The sequence below is a fragment of the Enterobacter sp. N5-15 genome (genome assembly GCF_057221635.1).
In genome coordinates this window covers 4,690,613-4,711,372 of the sequence record NZ_CM170150.1, presented here as the reverse complement: position 1 = coordinate 4,711,372, position 20,760 = coordinate 4,690,613, and the positions used below count along the sequence as shown (strand labels likewise).

The window sequence follows — 20,760 nt, the reverse complement described above, 5'->3', positions numbered from 1 at the left end:
GTAGGCCCGTGCAAGCGTAGCGCCGCCGGGCGTAAAGCATTAGCCGGTGTTACGCATACCCGCCGCAACGCCTGCAATCGTCACCATCAACGCCTGTTCAACGCGCGGATCCGGCTCTTTACCTTCCTCTTCCGCCAGACGCGAACGGTGCAGCAGCTCTGCCTGCAGGACGTTCAGCGGGTCGGTGTAAATGTTACGCAGCTGGATAGACTCGGCGATCCACGGCAGGTCCGCCATCAGATGTGAGTCGTTGGCGATGTCCAGCACCACCTTGATGTCGCCTTCCAGCAGTTCGCGCAGCTCTTTACCCAGCGCCCACAGCTCAGGTTTCACCAGACGCTGGTCGTAGTATTCCGCCAGCCACAGGTCAGCTTTCGAGAAGACCATCTCCAGCATCCCCAGGCGGGTAGAGAAGAACGGCCAGTCGCGGCACATGGATTCCAGTTCGTTCTGTTTGCCGTCTTCCACCACCTTTTGCAGCGCGGCGCCGGCACCCAGCCAGGCGGGCAGCATCAGGCGGTTCTGCGTCCAGGCGAAGATCCACGGGATCGCGCGCAGAGACTCTACGCCACCGGTTGGGCGACGCTTCGCAGGACGTGAGCCCAGCGGCAGTTTACCCAGCTCCTGCTCAGGCGTGGCCGAGCGGAAGTAAGGCACGAAATCTTTGTTCTCACGCACGTAGCCGCGGTACAGATCGCAGGAGATATCCGACAGCTCGTCCATGATGCGGCACCAGGAGTCTTTTGGCTCCGGCGGCGGCAGCAGGTTCGCTTCCAGAATGGCGCTGGTGTAAAGCGACAGGCTGCTGATGGTCACTTCCGGCAGGCCATACTTGAAGCGGATCATCTCGCCCTGCTCGGTAACGCGCAGGCCGCCTTTCAGGCTTCCCGGCGGCTGCGACAGCAGAGCCGCGTGAGCCGGCGCGCCGCCACGGCCAATTGAGCCACCGCGCCCGTGGAACAGGGTCAGTTCAATACCGGCTTTCTCGCAGGTTTTGATCAGTGCGTCCTGCGCCTGATACTGCGCCCAGGATGCCGCCATCACGCCCGCATCTTTAGCGGAGTCGGAATAGCCAATCATTACCATCTGCTTGCCCTGAATAAAGCCGCGATACCAGTCGATGTTCAGCAGCTGGCTCATGACATCGTTGGCATTGTTCAGGTCGTCGAGGGTCTCAAACAGCGGGGCGACCGGCAGAGCGTAGTCGATTCCCGCCTCTTTCAGCAGCAGGTGAACGCCCAGCACGTCGGACGGGGTCTTCGCCATGGAGATCACATAGGCGGCCACCGATCCTTTAGGCGCATCAACGATCGCTTTACAGGTGTTGAGCACTTCGCGGGTTTCGTTGCTTGGCTCCCAGTTGCGCGGCAGCAGAGGGCGCTTCGAGTTTAGCTCGCGGATCAGGAAGGCCTGTTTGTCGGCTTCGGACCAGCTTTCATAATCGCCGATGCCGAGATAGCGGGTCAGCTCGCCCAGCGCTTCGGTATGACGGGTACTTTCCTGACGGACGTCGATACGCACCAGCGGCACGCCGAAACACTTCACGCGGCGCAGGGTGTCGAGCAGTTCGCCGTTAGCGATGATGCCCATCCCGCAGGCCTGCAGTGATTTATAGCAGGCGTAGAGCGGCTCCCAGAGCTGTTCGTTCTGGCTGAGCAGGCCTTCCGGTTTTGGCAGGCGCTGGCCTTTCAGGCGCGCTTCCAGCCAGGCCTGAGTGGCCATCAGCTGACCACGCAGTTTTTTCATCAGGAAACGGTACGGCTCGCTGGCACCTTCTTCCCCGGCCAGCGCGCGCAGTTCCGGCGTTGCCTCAACCATCGACAGCTCGGAGATCAGCACCTGAATGTCTTTCAGGAACAGGTCGGTCGCTTTCCAGCGGCTCAGCAGCAGGACGTGACGGGTGATTTCCGCGGTCACGTTCGGGTTACCGTCGCGGTCGCCGCCCATCCAGGAGGTGAAGCGCACCGGAACAAAGTCGACCGGCAGGCGGTAGCCAAGGTTCTCTTCCAGCTGTTCGTTCAGCTCGCGCAGGTAGTTAGGCACCCCTTCCCACAGGCTGTTTTCCACCACCGCAAAGCCCCATTTGGCTTCGTCGACCGGGCTTGGGCGATGCTTACGAATTTCATCGGTGTGCCAGGACTGGGCAATCAGCTGGCGCAGACGGCGCATCAGCTGGTTACGTTCGTAGTCAGCAATGTCTTTGTTATCCAACTGCTTCAGACAGTTGTTCACTTCCACCATTTTGTGGATCAGGGTGCGACGGGTAATTTCGGTTGGGTGTGCGGTCAGCACCAGCTCCAGCGAAAGCGACTCCACCGCTTTTTTGATGGTGGCTTCGTTGAGGTCTGGCTGGTCTTTCAGTTTACGAAGGGTGCGGGCAATGACTTCCGGGTTGCTGGCCGCTTCGCCGTTTGGCGAAATGCTGTGGTATTGCTCAGCGGTATTTGCCAGGTTCAGGAACTGGCTGAATGCGCGTGCAACGGGCAGCAGCTCATCGTTAGAGAGGTTCTGCAAGGTGGTGAGCAGCTCCTGACGACTGGCCTCGTTACCGGCACGGGAAGATTTAGACAGCTTGCGGATGGTTTCAACGCGGTCGAGGATGTTCTCCCCCAACGCATCTTTGATGGTATCTCCAAGCACTTTGCCGAGCATACTGACATTACTACGCAACGCGGAATATTGTTCGTTCATAAAAACCCAGTCACCCCATCATTTTTGTTTATGCCCAGGCGAAAATCTTCTGGACATTATTTTGTCATCTCCCTTTATAAAGCCACGTAAAACCCCCGTCGTCAATTGCTGCGAAAACGGTTCAGCAAACGAATAAATGCGGGCAATTTACGAAATTTAATTCGCATTGCGTCAGATAAGAGATGCTTATGGGAATGTGACGGAGATCATGCGATTTGTTGCCCTCACCCTAACCCTCTCCCAGTGGGAGAGGGGACTCTTCGGTGCGGTTTTAATGCCAGCAGAAGTGATGCACAACCTGGGTAATCAGCTCGCGGGTGGGCTTGATGAAGCGGGTTTCCAGATATTCATCCGGCTGGTGCGCCTGGTTGATGGAGCCAGGGCCAAGGACCAGCGTTGGGCAAAGCGTCTGAATAAACGGCGCTTCGGTGCAGTAGTTCACCACGTCGGTTTTCTCACCGAGCAGTTTTTCCACCACCTGGACCAGCTGATGGTCCGGCGGGCATTCGTAACCCGGGATCGGCGGATGCAGTTCGGAGACCGTCAGGCGGCCCGGCCAGCGCTCGCTCACCGGGGCCAGCGCCTCATTCAGCAGGCCGTCGAGATCGCTCAGGGTCATGCCCGGCAGCGGGCGGATGTCCATATGCAGTTCGCAGCAGGCGCAGATGCGGTTCGAGGCATCGCCGCCGTGCAGGCTGCCGAGGTTCAGCGTCGGATACGGCACGGTGAACGCCTCGTAGTGATAGCGTTCTTTCAGATCGTCGCGCAGGGTCATGATGCGGCCGATGGCGTCATGCATCAGCTCGATGGCGTTCACGCCGCGCGCCGGATCGCTGGAGTGGCCGGACTGGCCCAGCACGCGCACGGCGGTAGAAATATGGCCTTTGTGCGCGCGGATCGGCTGCAGAGAAGTCGGCTCACCGATGATCGCGCAGTCCGGGCGAATGGACGTGTTTTCAGAGAAGTAGCGCGCCCCCGCCATGCTGGTCTCTTCATCGGCGGTTGCCAGAATGTAGAGCGGTTTTTTCAGCTTCGTCACGTCCACGTCACGCAGCGCGTCGAGGATAAAGGCAAAGAAACCTTTCATGTCGGCGGTGCCTAGCCCGTAGAGCTTGTTGTCGTGCTCGGTCAGGGTGAATGGATCGCGCGTCCAGCGGCCATCGTCAAACGGTACGGTGTCGGTATGACCGGCCAGCAGCAGGCCGCCCGCACCGGTTCCGGTGCTGGCGAGCAGGTTAAATTTGTGGCGTGTTCCGGGGACGGGCTGAACCTCAACGTTAAACCCAAGATCGCTAAACCAACCCGCCAGCAGATTGATTAAAGACTCATTGCTCTGATCCAGCGCTTCTTCCGTTGCGCTGATGGACGGTGTGGCAATCAGGGCGCGGTAGATCTCGATAAATGGCGGTAAGTTCATTTTCATTGTTGACACACCTTAGGTCGTGATAGTATCAATATTCATGCAATAAATGTGAATAAAAATACATTAACGTTGAGCATAAAGGAACCCGATGTTGAATACGCTGATTGTAGGCGCTAGCGGTTATGCGGGCGCAGAGCTTGTAAGCTACGTGAATCGCCATCCACATATGACCATAACCGCTTTGACCGTGTCAGCGCAAAGCAATGATGCAGGAAAGTTAATTTCTGATTTGCATCCGTGGCTTAAGGGCATTGTCGATCTGCCGCTGCAGCCAATGTCTGATATCAGCGAGTTTACCGACGGCGTCGACGTGGTGTTTTTAGCCACCGCGCATGAGGTCAGCCACGACCTGGCGCCGCAGTTCCTGGCTGCCGGCTGCGTGGTCTTCGACCTCTCCGGCGCGTTCCGCGTTAACGACGGCGCGTTTTACGAAAAATATTACGGCTTCACTCATCAGCACCCGGATCTGCTTGAAAAAGCGGTGTACGGCCTGGCGGAGTGGAGCGCGGACAAGCTGAAAGAAGCGGACCTGATTGCCGTGCCGGGCTGCTACCCGACGGCGGCGCAGCTTTCCCTGAAGCCGCTGATCGACGCGGGTCTGCTGGATCTGAGCCAGTGGCCGGTGATCAACGCCACCAGCGGCGTGAGCGGAGCAGGTCGGAAGGCCGCTATCTCTAACAGCTTCTGCGAAGTGAGCCTTCAGCCGTATGGCGTGTTTAACCACCGTCATCACCCTGAAATCACGACGCATCTGGGCGCCGAGGTGATTTTCACCCCGCATCTGGGCAGCTTCCCGCGTGGGATCCTCGAAACTATTACCTGTCGCCTGAAGCCTGGCGTGACCAAAGAGCAGGTGAACGAGGTCTTCACCCAGGCGTATGCGGATAAACCGCTGGTGCGCCTGTATGACAAAGGCGTGCCGGCGCTGAAAAACGTAGTCGGCCTGCCGTTCTGCGACATCGGCTTTGCCGTACAGGGCGAGCATCTCATCGTTGTCGCCGCGGAAGATAACTTACTCAAAGGCGCTGCCGCACAGGCAATGCAGTGTGCAAATATTCGTTTCGGTTTCCCGGAAACGCAGGCTCTTATTTAAGGTGTGATGATGAACCCATTAATTATCAAACTCGGTGGTGTACTGCTGGACAGCGAAGAAGCGCTGGAGCGTCTGTTTACCGCGCTGGTGAACTATCGCGAATCACATCAACGTCCGCTGGTGATCGTGCACGGCGGCGGCTGCGTGGTGGATGAGCTGATGAAAGGGCTCAACCTGCCGGTGAAAAAGAAGAACGGCCTGCGCGTGACGCCTGCTGACCAGATTGACATCATTACCGGCGCGCTGGCGGGTACGGCGAACAAAACGCTGCTGGCGTGGGCGAAGAAACACCACATCGCGTCCGTTGGCCTCTATCTGGGCGATGGCGACAGCGTAAAAGTGACCCAGCTCGACGAAGAGCTCGGCCACGTTGGACTGGCGCAGCCAGGTTCGCCTAAGCTGATTAACACGCTGCTGGAAGGGGGTTTCCTGCCGGTAGTGAGCTCTATCGGCGTGACCGAAGAGGGCGAGCTGATGAACGTCAACGCTGACCAGGCGGCGACGGCACTGGCGGCAACGCTGGGTGCGGATCTGATCCTGCTCTCCGACGTGAGCGGCATTCTGGACGGTAAAGGCCAGCGCATTGCCGAAATGACGGCTGAGAAAGCCGAGCAGCTGATTGCTCAGGGCATTATTACCGACGGCATGATCGTCAAAGTGAACGCCGCGCTGGATGCCGCACGCACGCTGGGCCGTCCGGTGGATATCGCCTCCTGGCGCCACGCGGAGCAGCTCCCGGCGCTGTTTAACGGCACGCCGATTGGCACGCGTATTTTACCGTAAGTTTTTATTGAATGACCGTAGGCCGGGTAAGCGTAGCGCCACCCGGCGGAACTAACGAATAAAGGAAGCATGTTATGGCACTTTGGGGTGGGCGTTTTACACAGGCAGCGGATCAGCGGTTCAAACAGTTCAACGACTCTTTGCGCTTCGACTACCGCCTGGCCGAACAGGATATTGTCGGCTCTGTGGCCTGGTCCAAAGCGCTGGTGACGGTGGGCGTACTAACCGCAGACGAACAATTACAGCTGGAAGAAGCGCTGAACAATCTGCTGGAAGAGGTGCGTCTTAACCCGCAGCAGATCCTCGAAAGCGATGCTGAAGATATTCACAGCTGGGTGGAAGGCAAACTTATCGACAAGGTCGGTCAGCTGGGTAAAAAGCTGCATACCGGCCGTAGCCGTAACGACCAGGTCGCCACCGACCTGAAGCTGTGGTGTAAAGATACCGTCGGCGAACTGCTGGCGGCCAACCGTCAGCTGCAGAGCGCGCTGGTGGAAACCGCGCAGAACAACCAGGACGCGGTGATGCCGGGTTATACCCACCTGCAGCGCGCGCAGCCGGTGACCTTTGCGCACTGGTGTCTGGCCTACGTTGAGATGCTGGCGCGTGATGAAAGCCGTCTGCAGGATACCCTTAAACGTCTGGACGTCAGCCCGCTGGGCAGCGGCGCGCTGGCCGGTACGGCGTATGAAATCGACCGCGAACAGCTGGCAGGCTGGCTGGGCTTTGCCTCCGCCACCCGTAACAGCCTGGACAGCGTCTCTGACCGCGACCACGTGCTGGAGCTGCTCTCCAATGCCTCTATCGGGATGGTGCACCTGTCGCGCTTTGCCGAAGACCTGATCTTCTTTAACTCTGGCGAAGCGGGCTTCGTCGAGCTGTCCGACCGCGTGACCTCAGGCTCATCCCTGATGCCGCAGAAGAAAAACCCGGACGCGCTCGAGCTGATCCGCGGCAAATGTGGCCGCGTGCAGGGTGCGCTGACCGGCATGATGATGACCCTGAAAGGTCTGCCGCTGGCGTACAACAAAGACATGCAGGAAGACAAAGAAGGGCTGTTCGACGCGCTCGACACCTGGCTGGACTGTCTGCACATGGGCGCGCTGGTGCTGGACGGCATTCAGGTGAAACGTCCGCGCTGCCAGGAAGCGGCGCAGCAGGGCTATGCGAACTCTACCGAGCTGGCGGATTATCTGGTGGCGAAGGGCGTACCGTTCCGTGAAGCGCACCATATTGTGGGTGAAGCGGTAGTGGAAGCCATTCGTCAGGGTAAACCGCTGGAAGATCTGTCGCTGGCCGATTTGCAGAAGTTCAGTGCGGTTATCGGAGATGATGTGTATCCGATTCTGGCGCTGCAGTCCTGTCTGGATAAGCGTGCTGCAAAAGGCGGCGTGTCGCCGAAGCAGGTGGCGCAGGCGATTGCGGATGCGAAAAACCGGTTGGTTTGAACCGTGCGGGCTGGTGCCCTCACCCCGGCCCTCTCCCACGGGGAGAGGGAGCAAACACTAAAAATGGCAACTTCGGTTGCCATTTTGCTTTTACCTCGGGCTTTTTTACGCAAAAAAAAGCGGACCACGGGGTCCGCAAAAGTTCACGTTGGCTTTAGTTGTTCGAGTTTTGAGAGAAACTCGCTGACAGTGCGGGGTCGTTTTGGGTCAAACACGTGCCGCCTCGTCTATGTGGTGTATTATTCAACAGAATGCTTGATAGGGATAATCGTTCGTTGCTATGCTATCTATCGCCATGAACTATCGTGGCGACGGAGGATGAATAATGAATATTCGTGATCTTGAATACCTGGTAGCGTTAGCCGAGCATCGTCACTTTCGCCGCGCGGCAGATTCCTGCCACGTCAGCCAGCCCACGCTGAGCGGTCAGATCCGCAAGCTGGAAGACGAGCTGGGCGTGATGCTGCTGGAGCGCACCAGTCGTAAGGTTCTGTTCACACAGGCAGGTCTTCTGCTGGTGGATCAGGCGCGTACCGTGCTGCGCGAGGTCAAAGTGCTCAAGGAAATGGCAAGCCAGCAGGGGGAAGCGATGTCCGGCCCGCTGCATATTGGCCTGATCCCAACCGTTGGCCCGTACCTGTTGCCGCACATCATTCCGATGCTGCACCAGACGTTCCCGAAACTCGAAATGTACCTGCATGAAGCGCAAACCCATCAGCTGCTGGCACAGCTGGACAGCGGCAAGCTCGACTGCGCCATTCTGGCGCTGGTGAAAGAGAGTGAAGCCTTTATTGAAGTGCCGCTGTTCGACGAGCCGATGATGCTGGCGATCTATGAAGATCACCCGTGGGCGAACCGCGATCGCGTGCCGATGGCCGATCTGGCCGGCGAAAAGCTGCTGATGCTGGAAGATGGCCACTGCCTGCGCGATCAGGCGATGGGCTTCTGCTTTGAAGCGGGTGCGGATGAGGATACCCATTTCCGCGCAACCAGCCTGGAAACGCTGCGTAATATGGTCGCGGCGGGAAGCGGCATCACGCTGCTGCCTGCGCTGGCCGTACCGCGCGAGCGTAAACGTGATGGTGTGGTCTATCTGCCGTGCATTAAGCCGGAGCCGCGTCGTACGATTGGCCTGGTGTATCGCCCGGGTTCACCGCTGCGCAGCCGCTATGAGCAGCTGGCAGAGGCCATCCGTAGTTCCATGGATGGCCATTTCGACAGCGCGTTAAAACAGGCGGTTCAGGCCGTTTAGTGCCGCTACCCGGTAGGCTTCCGCCATGGTCGGGTAGTTAAAGGTGGTGTTAACGAAGTACTCAATGGTGTTACCACCACCTTTCTGCTCCATTATCGCCTGGCCGATATGAATGATTTCCGCGGCGCGTTCACCAAAGCAGTGAATCCCGAGGATCTCTTTCGTCTCGCGATGGAACAGGATCTTCAGCGTACCCACGCTCATCCCCACGATTTGCGCCCGCGCCAGATGTTTAAACTGCGCGCGACCCACCTCGTAAGGCACCTTCATTGACGTCAGCTGCTGCTCGGTTTTGCCGACTGAACTGATTTCCGGGATGGTATAGATACCCGTCGGAATATCTTCGATCAGGTGCGCCGTCGCTTCGCCTTTTACCAGCGCCTGTGCGGCAATGCGTCCCTGATCGTAGGCGGCTGATGCCAGGCTTGGGTAACCAATTACGTCGCCAACCGCGTAAACGTGCGGCAGGGCGGTCTGATACATGCTGTTGACCTTCAGCTGGCCGCGGCTGTCGGTTTCAAGCCCGATATTTTCCAGCTGCAGTGAGTCGGTGTTGCCGGTACGGCCGTTGGCGTACAGCAGGCAGTCTGCTTTCAGCTTCTTGCCGGACTTCAGGTGCATGATCACCCCGTCGTCACAGCCTTCGATTTTCTCGTACTCTTCGTTGTGGCGAATCACCACGCCGCTGTTCCAGAAGTGGTAGGAGAGAGAGTCCGACATCTCCTGATCGAGGAACGCCAGCAGGCGGTCGCGGGTGTTGATCAGGTCAACTTTGACCTCCATTCCCCGGAAGATCGACGCATATTCGCAGCCAATGACCCCTGCACCATAGATAATGACGTGGCGGGGTTCATGGTGCAGGCTCAGAATCGAGTCGCTGTCGTAGACGCGCGGGTGCGAGAAGTCCACGTCGGCCGGATGGTAAGGGCGTGAACCGCAGGCAATCACAAATTTTTCAGCCGTGATGGTTTCAACCGAACCGTCGTGGCATTCGAGTGCCAGGGTGTGTTCATCCACAAAATGCGCGTTGCCCTGCAAAATTTCACAGTGGTTACGCTCATAAAATCCCTGACGCATACGTGTCTGCTGGTTAATGACGGTATCCGCGTGATTCAGGATGTCAGCAAAAGAGGAACGAAGAAGTCGGGAGTGGTCGCTGTAAAGAGGGTTCTGGTTAAATTCGATAATGCGGCTAACGGCGTGGCGGAGGGCTTTCGAAGGGATGGTGCCCCAGTGGGTGCAGCCGCCGCCGACATTATGGTAGCGCTCGATGACCGCTACTCTGGCTCCCTGTTTCACCAGACCCATAGCAGCACCTTCGCCGCCGGGGCCGGAACCAATAACTATTGCGTCGTAATCGTAGGAATGTGGCATGGTAAGGCTTACCTGTTCTTATACATAAAAGCAACAGAATCATAACATCATTGCCAGAGTAACCCAATTATCCTTGTGCTTTTTTCCGGCAGTGGAGCACAAACCGCACGTAAACAATCATTCACAAAGCCAGGCAAACAGATTAATTTTATTCTCTGGTATAGTGCCATCAGGCCTTTGGAAGGATTCAACTATCGTGATGGGCGTAAGAGCACAACAAAAAGAGAAAACCCGGCGTTCGCTGGTGGAAGCCGCATTCAGTCAACTGAGTGCTGAGCGGAGTTTTGCCAGTTTGAGCCTGCGCGAAGTCGCACGCGAGGCCGGGATTGCGCCAACGTCCTTCTATCGTCATTTCCGTGATGTGGATGAACTGGGCCTGACCATGGTCGACGAGAGCGGCCTGATGCTGCGCCAGCTGATGCGCCAGGCGCGTCAGCGTATCGCTAAAGGGGGCAGCGTGATCCGCACCTCCGTATCGACCTTTATGGAATTTATCGGCAATAACCCCAACGCGTTTCGTCTTCTTCTGCGCGAGCGTTCGGGCACGTCGGCGGCGTTTCGTGCCGCCGTCGCGCGTGAAATTCAGCACTTCATCGCGGAACTTGCCGACTATCTTGAACTCGAAAACCATATGCCGCGTGCGTTTACTGAAGCACAGGCTGAGGCGATGGTGACGATTGTTTTCAGCGCGGGTGCCGAAGCGCTGGATGTCAGCATTGAACAACGCAAGCAGCTCGAAGAGCGACTGGTATTGCAGCTCAGGATGATCTCCAAAGGCGCGTATTACTGGTATCGCCGTGAACAAGAGAAACTGGCACATCAAACCGAAGAGTGAAGGTGAGTAATGAAACAGTCAGGTCAGGATAAAGGGACGCTGTTGCTGGCATTGATCGCTGGCTTATCCATTAATGGTACGTTTGCCGCTATTTTTAGTTCAATCGTGCCGTTTTCGATTTTCCCGCTTATTGCGCTGGTGCTGACGGTTTACTGCCTGCATCAACGTTACCTGAACCGCACCATGCCGGTGGGGTTACCGGGGCTGGCCGCTGCCTGCTTTATTCTGGGCGTATTGCTGTACAGCACCGTGGTTCGCGCGGAATATCCGGATATCGGCTCTAACTTCTTCCCTGCGGTACTGTCTGTGGCGCTGGTGTTCTGGATTGGCTCGCGCATGCGTAGCCGTAAGAGCCAGTTACCAGAGTAAAGGGTTTCGTCATTGTAGGCCGGATAAGCGAAGCGCCATCCGGCTTTTTTGGCAGGTGGCACTTCGCTTACCTGCCCTACAAGGCCCACATTACTTCGCCGTGAGCAGTACGCCGCACTCCATATGGTGCGTATACGGGAACTGATCGAACAGCGCCAGACGTTCTACCTTGTGCGTCTGGCCTAATGTTTCGAGGTTTTTGCACAGCGTCTCCGGGTTACAGGAGATGTACAAAATGCGCGGGTACGCCTGCACCATCTTCTCGGTTTCGCTGTCCAGGCCGCTGCGCGGCGGGTCGACAAAAATCGTCTCACACTGGTAGCTCTTCAGATCGATCCCTTCCAGGCGGTTAAACTGGCGTACGCCGTTCATGGCCTGCGTGAACTCTTCTGCGGCCATACGAACGATCTGCACGTTGTCGATATGGTTGGCGGCAATGTTGTACTGCGCGGCGGCCACCGACGGCTTGGCGATTTCCGTTGCCAGCACGCGATCGAAGTTACGCGCCAGCGCCAGCGAGAAGTTGCCGTTACCGCAGTAGAGCTCAAGCAGATCGCCCTTAGACCCTTCCGTCGCCTTCAGCGCCCACTCCAGCATCTGCACGTTCATCGCGGCGTTCGGCTGGGTGAAGCTGTTCTCGACCTGACGATACACCATCTCTTTACCTGCCACCGGCAGGCGCTCGTCGATGTAGTCCTGATCCAGCATGATTTTGGTTTTGGTCGCCCGGCCAATCAGGTGAACGTTGATGTTCTGCGCACGCAGCGCATCGCGCAGCGCTTCCGCCTGCTCGCGCCACTCGTCGTTAAGCGCTTTGTGATACAGCAGAGAGACAATCGCCTGATTGCTTTGCGTGGTCAGGTAGTCAATCTGGAACAGCTTGTTACGCAGTACCGGATTGTTGCGCACGCCGTCCATTATCAGCGTCATTAATTGGTTAATGAGCTCGCTCGCTGCCGGAAAGCTGTCCACGCGGATACGGGACTTCGTCTGCTGATCGAAAATGATGTGGTACAGGTCGTCACCGTCGTGCCAGATGCGGAACTCGGCGCGCATGCGGTAGTGGCTGACAGGAGAGCGGAACACCTCGGGAACGGGCGCGTTGAAAGGCGTCATCATACTTTGCAGGCGGACAACTTTCTCTGCCAGCTGCGCGTCGTACTGTTCTGTCGGGAGGTGTTCTGGGGTCATGATGCGTCCTGAGTGATAAAGAATTACGCGGGGATTGTAGGCATTGTTCAGGGGATGTCCAGATTTAATGGCCAATAGCTGTCTGGACATCTATACGTGTCTAATTGTAGCATTCTGTTTCCGGTCTCCTGAGAGTGAAAAGGGAATCCAGTGTAAATCTGGAGCTGACGCGCAGCGGTAAAGTCTGGCGGGATGAGCGTTGTAGACACTGTGAAAATGGGAAGTCTTCATCCTTATATAGCCACCTAGCCCGAAGACCTGCCGGGATCACGTCGCATTTGGTTTCATCATCGCGTGCTATCGATGAGGCCTGCGGCATCCTTCTTATATTGTGGATGCTTTAACAATGATTAAAAAAGTATCGCTGTTGACGGCGTTGTCCGTTACGGCATTTTCGGGCTGGGCGCAGGATAGCGCCGACTCGTTGGTGGTGACGGCAAATCGTTTTGAACAACCGGCAAAAACTGTTCTGGCGCCGACGTCCGTCGTAACGCGTGAAGATATTGAACGCTGGCAGGCAAAGAGCGTGGTGGAAATCATGTCGCGTCTGCCTGGCGTGGATATCGCGCAAAGCGGTGGAATGGGCTCGAACTCTTCAACGTTTATTCGCGGAACGGAATCTCGCCATGTGCTGGTGCTGATTGACGGTATTCCTTTGAATAACGCCGGGATCAGCAACGTTCCCGATCTGAGCCAAATCCCGACCTCGCTGATTCAGCGTATTGAGTACATCCGTGGTCCGCGTTCGGCCCTGTATGGCTCCGACGCGATTGGTGGCGTGATTAACATCATCACCGGACGTGATAAGCCGGGTGCAGAGATCTCAGCGGGCGTTGGCTCTAAGGGTTATCAGACCTATGACGGCGCTTTCCAGCAGGTGCTGGATAAAACCAAAATCACCATGGCAGGCAACTACACCTATACCCGTGGTTTTGACATCGCCGCAAAAGATGCGCCGCGCCAGCCTGACCGCGATGGCTTTATGAGTAAATCACTGTACGGCTCCGTGGAACAGCAGATTACCGACAGCGTGAGCGGCTTCTTCCGTGGCTTTGGTTACGACAACCGCACAGCGTATGACGGTTACGATCACTACGACGCCAACTTTATGGTGGATGGGCGACCTGATACTCGCCAGCTCTACAGCCAGAACTGGGATACCGGTCTGCGTTACAATCAGGGAATTTTCCAGTCGCAGCTGGTGGCGGGTTACGGTCGCAGTAAAGATCAGAACTATGATCCGAAGAAAGGGCGTTACGCTGATTCCGCCACCATGGATGATGTGAAGCAGTACACCACCCAATGGCTCAACACTGTGGAAGTCGGTCACGGCAACATCGGTGCAGGCCTGGACTGGCAAAAGCAGAAGACGCAGGCCGGAACGGGCTACCTGGATAAAGGCTACGAGCAACGCAATACCGGCGTGTTTGTTTCGGCGATGCAGCAGTTCAGCAGCGTGACGCTGGAGGCGGCGGCGCGTAATGACGACAACTCCAACTTTGGTAACCATGGAACATGGCAAACCAGCGCCGCGTGGGAGTTTGTGGATGGCTATCGCGTGATTGCCTCCTACGGTACCGCTTTTAAAGCACCGACCATGAGCCAGATCCACAGCGCTTCTTACGGCAATCCGGATCTTAAACCGGAAGAGAGTAAGCAGTGGGAAGGGGGCTTTGAAGGCCTGACGGGACCGGTCAACTGGCGTATCACCGGTTATCGCAATGACATCGATAATCTTATTAGCAGCGATCCGCATACGTATCGTTACTACAACGTTGACGAAGCACGTATTAAAGGTGTGGAAGCGACGGCACAGTTCGATACTGGCCCGGTCGGACATCAGATTTCCTATGATTATGTCGACCCGCGTAATGCAAAAACCAACGAAGTACTGGCCCGCCGCTCTAAGCAGCAGGTTAAGTACCAGCTTGACTGGCAGGTATGGGATCTCGACTGGAACCTTGCCTACCGTTATCTGGGAACACGCTATGATGTCGCGATTGATCCAGACACCTATTCGTCAGAACGCGTGAAAATGGGCGGTGTCAGCCTGTGGGATGTCGCAGTTTCGTATCCTGTCACCTCACATCTCACAGTTCGTGGTAAAATAGCCAACCTGTTCGATAAAGATTACGAGACAGTTTATGGCTACCAAACTGCAGGACGGGAATACACCTTGTCTGGCAGCTACACCTTCTAACCCGCGTCCCACCGTGCTGGTGTTTGATTCCGGCGTCGGTGGGCTTTCGGTCTATGATGAGATTCGGCATCTTCTGCCGGATCTCCATTACATCTACGCCTTCGATAACGTCGCTTTCCCGTATGGGGAAAAGAGCGAAGATTTTATTGTTGAGCGTGTGGTTGAAATCGTCACCGCGGTACAAAAGCGCTATCCCCTTGCGCTGGCCGTTATCGCCTGTAATACGGCGAGCACCGTTTCTCTTCCCGCCCTGCGTGAAAAATTCCCGTTCCCGGTTGTGGGCGTCGTTCCTGCAATAAAGCCTGCCGCGCGTCTGACGGCGAACGGCATTGTGGGTTTGCTGGCAACGCGAGGTACGGTAAAGCGTCCTTATACCCGCGAGCTGATCGACCGTTTTGCCAACGAATGCCAGATTGCGATGCTGGGTTCGGCTGAGCTGGTGGAGATGGCTGAAGCGAAGCTGCATGGAAAGGCGGTATCACTCGACGAGCTGCGTCGTATTCTTCGCCCGTGGCTGCGGATGCCCGAACCCCCGGATACCGTTGTGCTGGGCTGCACCCATTTCCCTCTATTACAGGAAGAGCTATTAGAGGTGCTGCCGGAGGGGACGCGCCTGGTGGATTCCGGTGCGGCTATCGCCCGTCGTACGGCCTGGCTGCTGGAGCATGAAGCACCCGATGCGAAATCTACCGATGCGAATATCGCGTTTTGTATGGCCATCACGAAAGAGACTGAGCAACTTTTACCCGTTTTACGCCGTTATGGCTTTGAAACGCTCGAAAAACTGGCGCTGTAGCACGGTTTTGAGCAAAAAAGAGACGGTTGAAAGTTTTTTTTAAAAGAGGGGTTGTCAACGTCTGAGAACTCCCTATAATGCGCCTCCACTGACACGGAACAACGGCTTACAGGCCGCCGGGTTAGCGGGGTTCAGAGATGAACGCCAGCAGAGAAAAGCGAAAATAATCACTTGACTCTGAATGAGGAAAACGTAATATACGGGACCTCGCAACGGTGAGCTTAACGCCGCGTTGCAACTGCTCTTTAACAATTTATCAGACAATCTGTGTGGGCACTCAAAGTGACATGGATTCTTAACGTCGCAAGACGAAAAATGAATACCAAGTCTCTGAGTGAACATACGTAATTCATTACGAAGTTTAATTCACGAGCATCAAACTTAAATTGAAGAGTTTGATCATGGCTCAGATTGAACGCTGGCGGCAGGCCTAACACATGCAAGTCGAGCGGTAGCACAGGGAGCTTGCTCCTGGGTGACGAGCGGCGGACGGGTGAGTAATGTCTGGGAAACTGCCTGATGGAGGGGGATAACTACTGGAAACGGTAGCTAATACCGCATAACGTCGCAAGACCAAAGAGGGGGACCTTCGGGCCTCTTGCCATCAGATGTGCCCAGATGGGATTAGCTAGTAGGTGGGGTAACGGCTCACCTAGGCGACGATCCCTAGCTGGTCTGAGAGGATGACCAGCCACACTGGAACTGAGACACGGTCCAGACTCCTACGGGAGGCAGCAGTGGGGAATATTGCACAATGGGCGCAAGCCTGATGCAGCCATGCCGCGTGTATGAAGAAGGCCTTCGGGTTGTAAAGTACTTTCAGCGGGGAGGAAGGCGATAAGGTTAATAACCTTGTCGATTGACGTTACCCGCAGAAGAAGCACCGGCTAACTCCGTGCCAGCAGCCGCGGTAATACGGAGGGTGCAAGCGTTAATCGGAATTACTGGGCGTAAAGCGCACGCAGGCGGTCTGTCAAGTCGGATGTGAAATCCCCGGGCTCAACCTGGGAACTGCATTCGAAACTGGCAGGCTAGAGTCTTGTAGAGGGGGGTAGAATTCCAGGTGTAGCGGTGAAATGCGTAGAGATCTGGAGGAATACCGGTGGCGAAGGCGGCCCCCTGGACAAAGACTGACGCTCAGGTGCGAAAGCGTGGGGAGCAAACAGGATTAGATACCCTGGTAGTCCACGCCGTAAACGATGTCGACTTGGAGGTTGTTCCCTTGAGGAGTGGCTTCCGGAGCTAACGCGTTAAGTCGACCGCCTGGGGAGTACGGCCGCAAGGTTAAAACTCAAATGAATTGACGGGGGCCCGCACAAGCGGTGGAGCATGTGGTTTAATTCGATGCAACGCGAAGAACCTTACCTACTCTTGACATCCAGAGAACTTAGCAGAGATGCTTTGGTGCCTTCGGGAACTCTGAGACAGGTGCTGCATGGCTGTCGTCAGCTCGTGTTGTGAAATGTTGGGTTAAGTCCCGCAACGAGCGCAACCCTTATCCTTTGTTGCCAGCGGTTCGGCCGGGAACTCAAAGGAGACTGCCAGTGATAAACTGGAGGAAGGTGGGGATGACGTCAAGTCATCATGGCCCTTACGAGTAGGGCTACACACGTGCTACAATGGCGCATACAAAGAGAAGCGACCTCGCGAGAGCAAGCGGACCTCATAAAGTGCGTCGTAGTCCGGATTGGAGTCTGCAACTCGACTCCATGAAGTCGGAATCGCTAGTAATCGTAGATCAGAATGCTACGGTGAATACGTTCCCGGGCCTTGTACACACCGCCCGTCACACCATGGGAGTGGGTTGCAAAAGAAGTAGGTAGCTTAACCTTCGGGAGGGCGCTTACCACTTTGTGATTCATGACTGGGGTGAAGTCGTAACAAGGTAACCGTAGGGGAACCTGCGGTTGGATCACCTCCTTACCTTAAAGAACCTGCCTTTGTAGTGTCCACACAGATTGTCTGATGAAAAACAGCAGTAAAAATCTCTGCAGGCTTGTAGCTCAGGTGGTTAGAGCGCACCCCTGATAAGGGTGAGGTCGGTGGTTCAAGTCCACTCAGGCCTACCAAACTCCTTTTAAAGGATGAGCGGTACAGAGATTACACACGATGGGGCTATAGCTCAGCTGGGAGAGCGCCTGCTTTGCACGCAGGAGGTCTGCGGTTCGATCCCGCATAGCTCCACCATCTTTTACTGCGAACATAAGAAAACTTCAGAGTGAACCTGAAAAGGTGCACTGCGAAGTTTTGCTCTTTAAAAATCTGGATCAAGCTGAAAATTGAAACGACACATCTTAAATGGTGTGTTCGAGTCTCTCAAATTTTCGCAATTTGATGATGAATCGAAAGAAACATCTTCGGGTTGTGAGGTTAAGCGACTAAGCGTACACGGTGGATGCCCTGGCAGTCAGAGGCGATGAAGGACGTGCTAATCTGCGAAAAGCGCCGGCGAGGTGATATGAACCTTTGACCCGGCGATGTCCGAATGGGGAAACCCAGTGTGATTCGTCACACTATCGTTAACTGAATACATAGGTTAACGAGGCGAACCGGGGGAACTGAAACATCTAAGTACCCCGAGGAAAAGAAATCAACCGAGATTCCCCCAGTAGCGGCGAGCGAACGGGGAGCAGCCCAGAGTCTGAATCAGCTTGTGTGTTAGTGGAAGCGTCTGGAAAGTCGCACGGTACAGGGTGATAGTCCCGTACACGAAAGCACACAGGCTGTGAACTCGAAGAGTAGGGCGGGACACGTGGTATCCTGTCTGAATATGGGGGGACCATCCTCCAAGGCTAAATACTCCTGACTGACCGATAGTGAACCAGTACCGTGAGGGAAAGGCGAAAAGAACCCCGGCGAGGGGAGTGAAAAAGAACCTGAAACCGTGTACGTACAAGCAGTGGGAGCACCTTCGTGGTGTGACTGCGTACCTTTTGTATAATGGGTCAGCGACTTATATTCTGTAGCAAGGTTAACCGTATAGGGGAGCCGAAGGGAAACCGAGTCTTAACTGGGCGTTAAGTTGCAGGGTATAGACCCGAAACCCGGTGATCTAGCCATGGGCAGGTTGAAGGTTGGGTAACACTAACTGGAGGACCGAACCGACTAATGTTGAAAAATTAGCGGATGACTTGTGGCTGGGGGTGAAAGGCCAATCAAACCGGGAGATAGCTGGTTCTCCCCGAAAGCTATTTAGGTAGCGCCTCGTGAACTCATCTTCGGGGGTAGAGCACTGTTTCGGCTAGGGGGCCATCCCGGCTTACCAACCCGATGCAAACTACGAATACCGAAGAATGTTATCACGGGAGACACACGGCGGGTGCTAACGTCCGTCGTGAAGAGGGAAACAACCCAGACCGCCAGCTAAGGTCCCAAAGTCATGGTTAAGTGGGAAACGATGTGGGAAGGCACAGACAGCCAGGATGTTGGCTTAGAAGCAGCCATCATTTAAAGAAAGCGTAATAGCTCACTGGTCGAGTCGGCCTGCGCGGAAGATGTAACGGGGCTAAACCATGCACCGAAGCTGCGGCAGCGACACTTAGGTGTTGTTGGGTAGGGGAGCGTTCTGTAAGCCGTTGAAGGTGTCCTGTGAGGGATGCTGGAGGTATCAGAAGTGCGAATGCTGACATAAGTAACGATAATGCGGGTGAAAAGCCCGCACGCCGGAAGACCAAGGGTTCCTGTCCAACGTTAATCGGGGCAGGGTGAGTCGACCCCTAAGGCGAGGCCGAAAGGCGTAGTCGATGGGAAACAGGTTAATATTCCTGTACTTGGTGTTACTGCGAAGGGGGGACGGAGAAGGCTATGTTAGCCGGGCGACGGTTGTCCCGGTTTAAGCATGTAGGCGGAACGATTAGGTAAATCCGGTCGTTTATTAACGCTGAGGTGTGATGACGAGGCACTACGGTGCTGAAGTAACAAATGCCCTGCTTCCAGGAAAAGCCTCTAAGCATCAGGTAACATCAAATCGTACCCCAAACCGACACAGGTGGTCAGGTAGAGAATACCAAGGCGCTTGAGAGAACTCGGGTGAAGGAACTAGGCAAAATGGTGCCGTAACTTCGGGAGAAGGCACGCTGATATGTAGGTGAAGCCCCTGCGGGTGGAGCTGAAATCAGTCGAAGATACCAGCTGGCTGCAACTGTTTATTAAAAACACAGCACTGTGCAAACACGAAAGTGGACGTATACGGTGTGACGCCTGCCCGGTGCCGGAAGGTTAATTGATGGGGTTAGCGGCAACGCGAAGCTCTTGATCGAAGCCCCGGTAAACGGCGGCCGTAACTATAACGGTCCTAAGGTAGCGAAATTCCTTGTCGGGTAAGTTCCGACCTGCACGAATGGCGTAATGATGGCCAGGCTGTCTCCACCCGAGACTCAGTGAAATTGAACTCGCTGTGAAGATGCAGTGTACCCGCGGCAAGACGGAAAGACCCCGTGAACCTTTACTATAGCTTGACACTGAACACTGGTCCTTGATGTGTAGGATAGGTGGGAGGCTTTGAAGCGTGGACGCCAGTCTGCGTGGAGCCGACCTTGAAATACCACCCTTTAATGGCTGGTGTTCTAACGTAGACCCGTAATCCGGGTTGCGGACAGTGTCTGGTGGGTAGTTTGACTGGGGCGGTCTCCTCCCAAAGAGTAACGGAGGAGCACGAAGGTTAGCTAATCCTGGTCGGACATCAGGAGGTTAGTGCAATGGCATAAGCTAGCTTGACTGCGAGAGTGACGGCTCGAGCAGGTGCGAAAGCAGGTCATAGTGATCCGGTGGTTCTGAATGGAAGGGCCATCGCTCAACGGATAAAAGGTACTCCGGGGATAACAGGCTGATACCGCCCAAGAGTTCATATCGACGGCGGTGTTTGGCACCTCGATGTCGGCTCATCACATCCTGGGGCTGAAGTAGGTCCCAAGGGTATGGCTGTTCGCCATTTAAAGTGGTACGCGAGCTGGGTTTAGAACGTCGTGAGACAGTTCGGTCCCTATCTGCCGTGGGCGCTGGAGAATTGAGGGGGGCTGCTCCTAGTACGAGAGGACCGGAGTGGACGCATCACTGGTGTTCGGGTTGTCATGCCAATGGCATTGCCCGGTAGCTAAATGCGGAAAAGATAAGTGCTGAAAGCATCTAAGCACGAAACTTGCCCCGAGATGAGTTCTCCCTGACCCTTTAAGGGTCCTGAAGGAACGTTGAAGACTACGACGTTGATAGGTCGGGTGTGTAAGCGCAGCGATGCGTTGAGCTAACCGATACTAATGAACCGTGAGGCTTAACCTTACAACGCCGAAGCTGTTTCGGCGGACGAGAG

The 20,760-nt window shown here is 55.7% G+C and carries 12 protein-coding genes, 2 tRNA genes, 2 rRNA genes and 1 riboswitch; of the genes, 12 read left to right on the top strand and 4 right to left on the bottom strand.

What is annotated here, in order from left to right; translation table 11 throughout:
- Nucleotides 1–39: 39 nt before the first annotated feature.
- Both ppc and argE read right to left on the bottom strand, forming a co-directional pair.
- A complete protein-coding gene (ppc, locus tag AC2TE5_RS22325; RefSeq protein WP_484612382.1) occupies nt 40–2,691 on the bottom strand; it encodes a phosphoenolpyruvate carboxylase in 2,652 nt (883 codons plus the stop codon).
- Between the two features lie 271 nt (nt 2,692–2,962).
- Nucleotides 2,963–4,114, bottom strand: coding sequence for an acetylornithine deacetylase (gene argE, locus AC2TE5_RS22320; protein ID WP_028014830.1), 1,152 nt, complete (start codon nt 4,112–4,114; stop codon nt 2,963–2,965).
- An 88-nt stretch (nt 4,115–4,202) separates the two neighbouring features.
- Between argE and argC the strand changes: the two genes are divergently transcribed.
- The 4 genes from argC to oxyR all read left to right on the top strand — a co-directional run bounded on the left by argC (nt 4,203) and on the right by oxyR (nt 8,690).
- Nucleotides 4,203–5,207, top strand: a complete 1,005-nt coding sequence (gene argC / locus AC2TE5_RS22315; protein ID WP_159515129.1) for an N-acetyl-gamma-glutamyl-phosphate reductase — start codon at nt 4,203–4,205, stop codon at nt 5,205–5,207.
- 6 nt (nt 5,208–5,213) lie between these two features.
- Nucleotides 5,214–5,990, top strand: a complete 777-nt coding sequence (gene argB, locus AC2TE5_RS22310; RefSeq protein WP_484612381.1) for an acetylglutamate kinase — start codon at nt 5,214–5,216, stop codon at nt 5,988–5,990.
- A 74-nt stretch (nt 5,991–6,064) separates the two neighbouring features.
- Nucleotides 6,065–7,438 carry an argininosuccinate lyase gene (argH, locus tag AC2TE5_RS22305; RefSeq protein WP_121423299.1) on the top strand — a complete coding sequence of 458 codons (1,374 nt, stop codon included), beginning with the start codon at nt 6,065–6,067 and terminating at the stop codon, nt 7,436–7,438.
- A 325-nt stretch (nt 7,439–7,763) separates the two neighbouring features.
- The gene (oxyR, locus tag AC2TE5_RS22300; protein ID WP_213329757.1) at nt 7,764–8,690 is read left to right on the top strand and encodes a DNA-binding transcriptional regulator OxyR; all 927 of its coding nucleotides are present in this window, start codon (nt 7,764–7,766) and stop codon (nt 8,688–8,690) included.
- Here oxyR and sthA read toward each other — a convergent pair.
- Nucleotides 8,664–10,064: a Si-specific NAD(P)(+) transhydrogenase gene (gene sthA, locus AC2TE5_RS22295; protein WP_213329755.1), complete on the bottom strand. Its 1,401-nt coding sequence runs from the start codon at nt 10,062–10,064 to the stop codon at nt 8,664–8,666. The two genes, oxyR and sthA, sit on opposite strands and share 27 nt — an antisense overlap.
- A gap of 196 nt (nt 10,065–10,260) precedes the next feature.
- Here sthA and fabR point away from each other — a divergent pair, with 196 nt between their 5' ends.
- Nucleotides 10,261–10,899: an HTH-type transcriptional repressor FabR gene (gene fabR / locus AC2TE5_RS22290; RefSeq protein ID WP_008501784.1), complete on the top strand. Its 639-nt coding sequence runs from the start codon at nt 10,261–10,263 to the stop codon at nt 10,897–10,899.
- A gap of 9 nt (nt 10,900–10,908) precedes the next feature.
- The gene (locus tag AC2TE5_RS22285; protein WP_008501783.1) at nt 10,909–11,268 is read left to right on the top strand and encodes a YijD family membrane protein; all 360 of its coding nucleotides are present in this window, start codon (nt 10,909–10,911) and stop codon (nt 11,266–11,268) included.
- Nucleotides 11,269–11,358: 90 nt separating this feature from the next.
- Here AC2TE5_RS22285 and trmA read toward each other — a convergent pair whose 3' ends face one another.
- Nucleotides 11,359–12,459 (bottom strand): tRNA (uridine(54)-C5)-methyltransferase TrmA, encoded by a 1,101-nt coding sequence (trmA, locus tag AC2TE5_RS22280; protein WP_484612380.1) that lies wholly within the window; start codon nt 12,457–12,459, stop codon nt 11,359–11,361.
- Between the two features lie 104 nt (nt 12,460–12,563).
- Nucleotides 12,564–12,739: riboswitch (cobalamin riboswitch) on the top strand.
- A 66-nt stretch (nt 12,740–12,805) separates the two neighbouring features.
- Between trmA and btuB the strand changes: the two genes are divergently transcribed.
- From btuB to AC2TE5_RS22250, 6 genes are all read left to right on the top strand, one after another.
- Complete coding sequence (gene btuB, locus AC2TE5_RS22275) at nt 12,806–14,659, top strand: TonB-dependent vitamin B12 receptor BtuB (RefSeq protein WP_159515128.1); 1,854 nt, start codon at nt 12,806–12,808, stop codon at nt 14,657–14,659.
- Nucleotides 14,604–15,455: a glutamate racemase gene (murI, locus tag AC2TE5_RS22270; protein WP_121423302.1), complete on the top strand. Its 852-nt coding sequence runs from the start codon at nt 14,604–14,606 to the stop codon at nt 15,453–15,455. Before btuB ends, murI begins: the two co-directional genes overlap by 56 nt.
- Nucleotides 15,456–15,838: 383 nt before the next feature.
- Nucleotides 15,839–17,378, top strand: a 16S ribosomal RNA gene (locus tag AC2TE5_RS22265).
- Nucleotides 17,379–17,447: 69 nt separating this feature from the next.
- Nucleotides 17,448–17,524: transfer RNA gene (locus tag AC2TE5_RS22260), tRNA-Ile, on the top strand.
- Between the two features lie 42 nt (nt 17,525–17,566).
- Nucleotides 17,567–17,642 (top strand) — tRNA-Ala (locus AC2TE5_RS22255).
- Nucleotides 17,643–17,823: 181 nt separating this feature from the next.
- Nucleotides 17,824–20,729 (top strand): 23S ribosomal RNA (locus AC2TE5_RS22250).
- The 16S and 23S rRNA genes sit together here with 2 tRNA genes alongside, the layout of an rRNA operon.
- Nucleotides 20,730–20,760: the final 31 nt, after the last annotated feature.

Excerpts from the sequence above, each read along its gene's own strand:
- oxyR (WP_213329757.1), top strand. The coding sequence starts at position 7,764 with ATGAATATTCGTGATCTTGAATACCTGGTAGCGTTAGCCGAGCATCGT.
- btuB (WP_159515128.1), top strand. The coding sequence starts at position 12,806 with ATGATTAAAAAAGTATCGCTGTTGACGGCGTTGTCCGTTACGGCATTT.
- argH (WP_121423299.1), top strand. The coding sequence starts at position 6,065 with ATGGCACTTTGGGGTGGGCGTTTTACACAGGCAGCGGATCAGCGGTTC.
- trmA (WP_484612380.1), bottom strand. The coding sequence starts at position 12,459 with ATGACCCCAGAACACCTCCCGACAGAACAGTACGACGCGCAGCTGGCA.
- ppc (WP_484612382.1), bottom strand. The coding sequence starts at position 2,691 with ATGAACGAACAATATTCCGCGTTGCGTAGTAATGTCAGTATGCTCGGC.
- argB (WP_484612381.1), top strand. The coding sequence starts at position 5,214 with ATGATGAACCCATTAATTATCAAACTCGGTGGTGTACTGCTGGACAGC.
- AC2TE5_RS22285 (WP_008501783.1), top strand. The coding sequence starts at position 10,909 with ATGAAACAGTCAGGTCAGGATAAAGGGACGCTGTTGCTGGCATTGATC.
- argE (WP_028014830.1), bottom strand. The coding sequence starts at position 4,114 with ATGAAAATGAACTTACCGCCATTTATCGAGATCTACCGCGCCCTGATT.
- murI (WP_121423302.1), top strand. The coding sequence starts at position 14,604 with ATGGCTACCAAACTGCAGGACGGGAATACACCTTGTCTGGCAGCTACA.
- argC (WP_159515129.1), top strand. The coding sequence starts at position 4,203 with ATGTTGAATACGCTGATTGTAGGCGCTAGCGGTTATGCGGGCGCAGAG.
- sthA (WP_213329755.1), bottom strand. The coding sequence starts at position 10,064 with ATGCCACATTCCTACGATTACGACGCAATAGTTATTGGTTCCGGCCCC.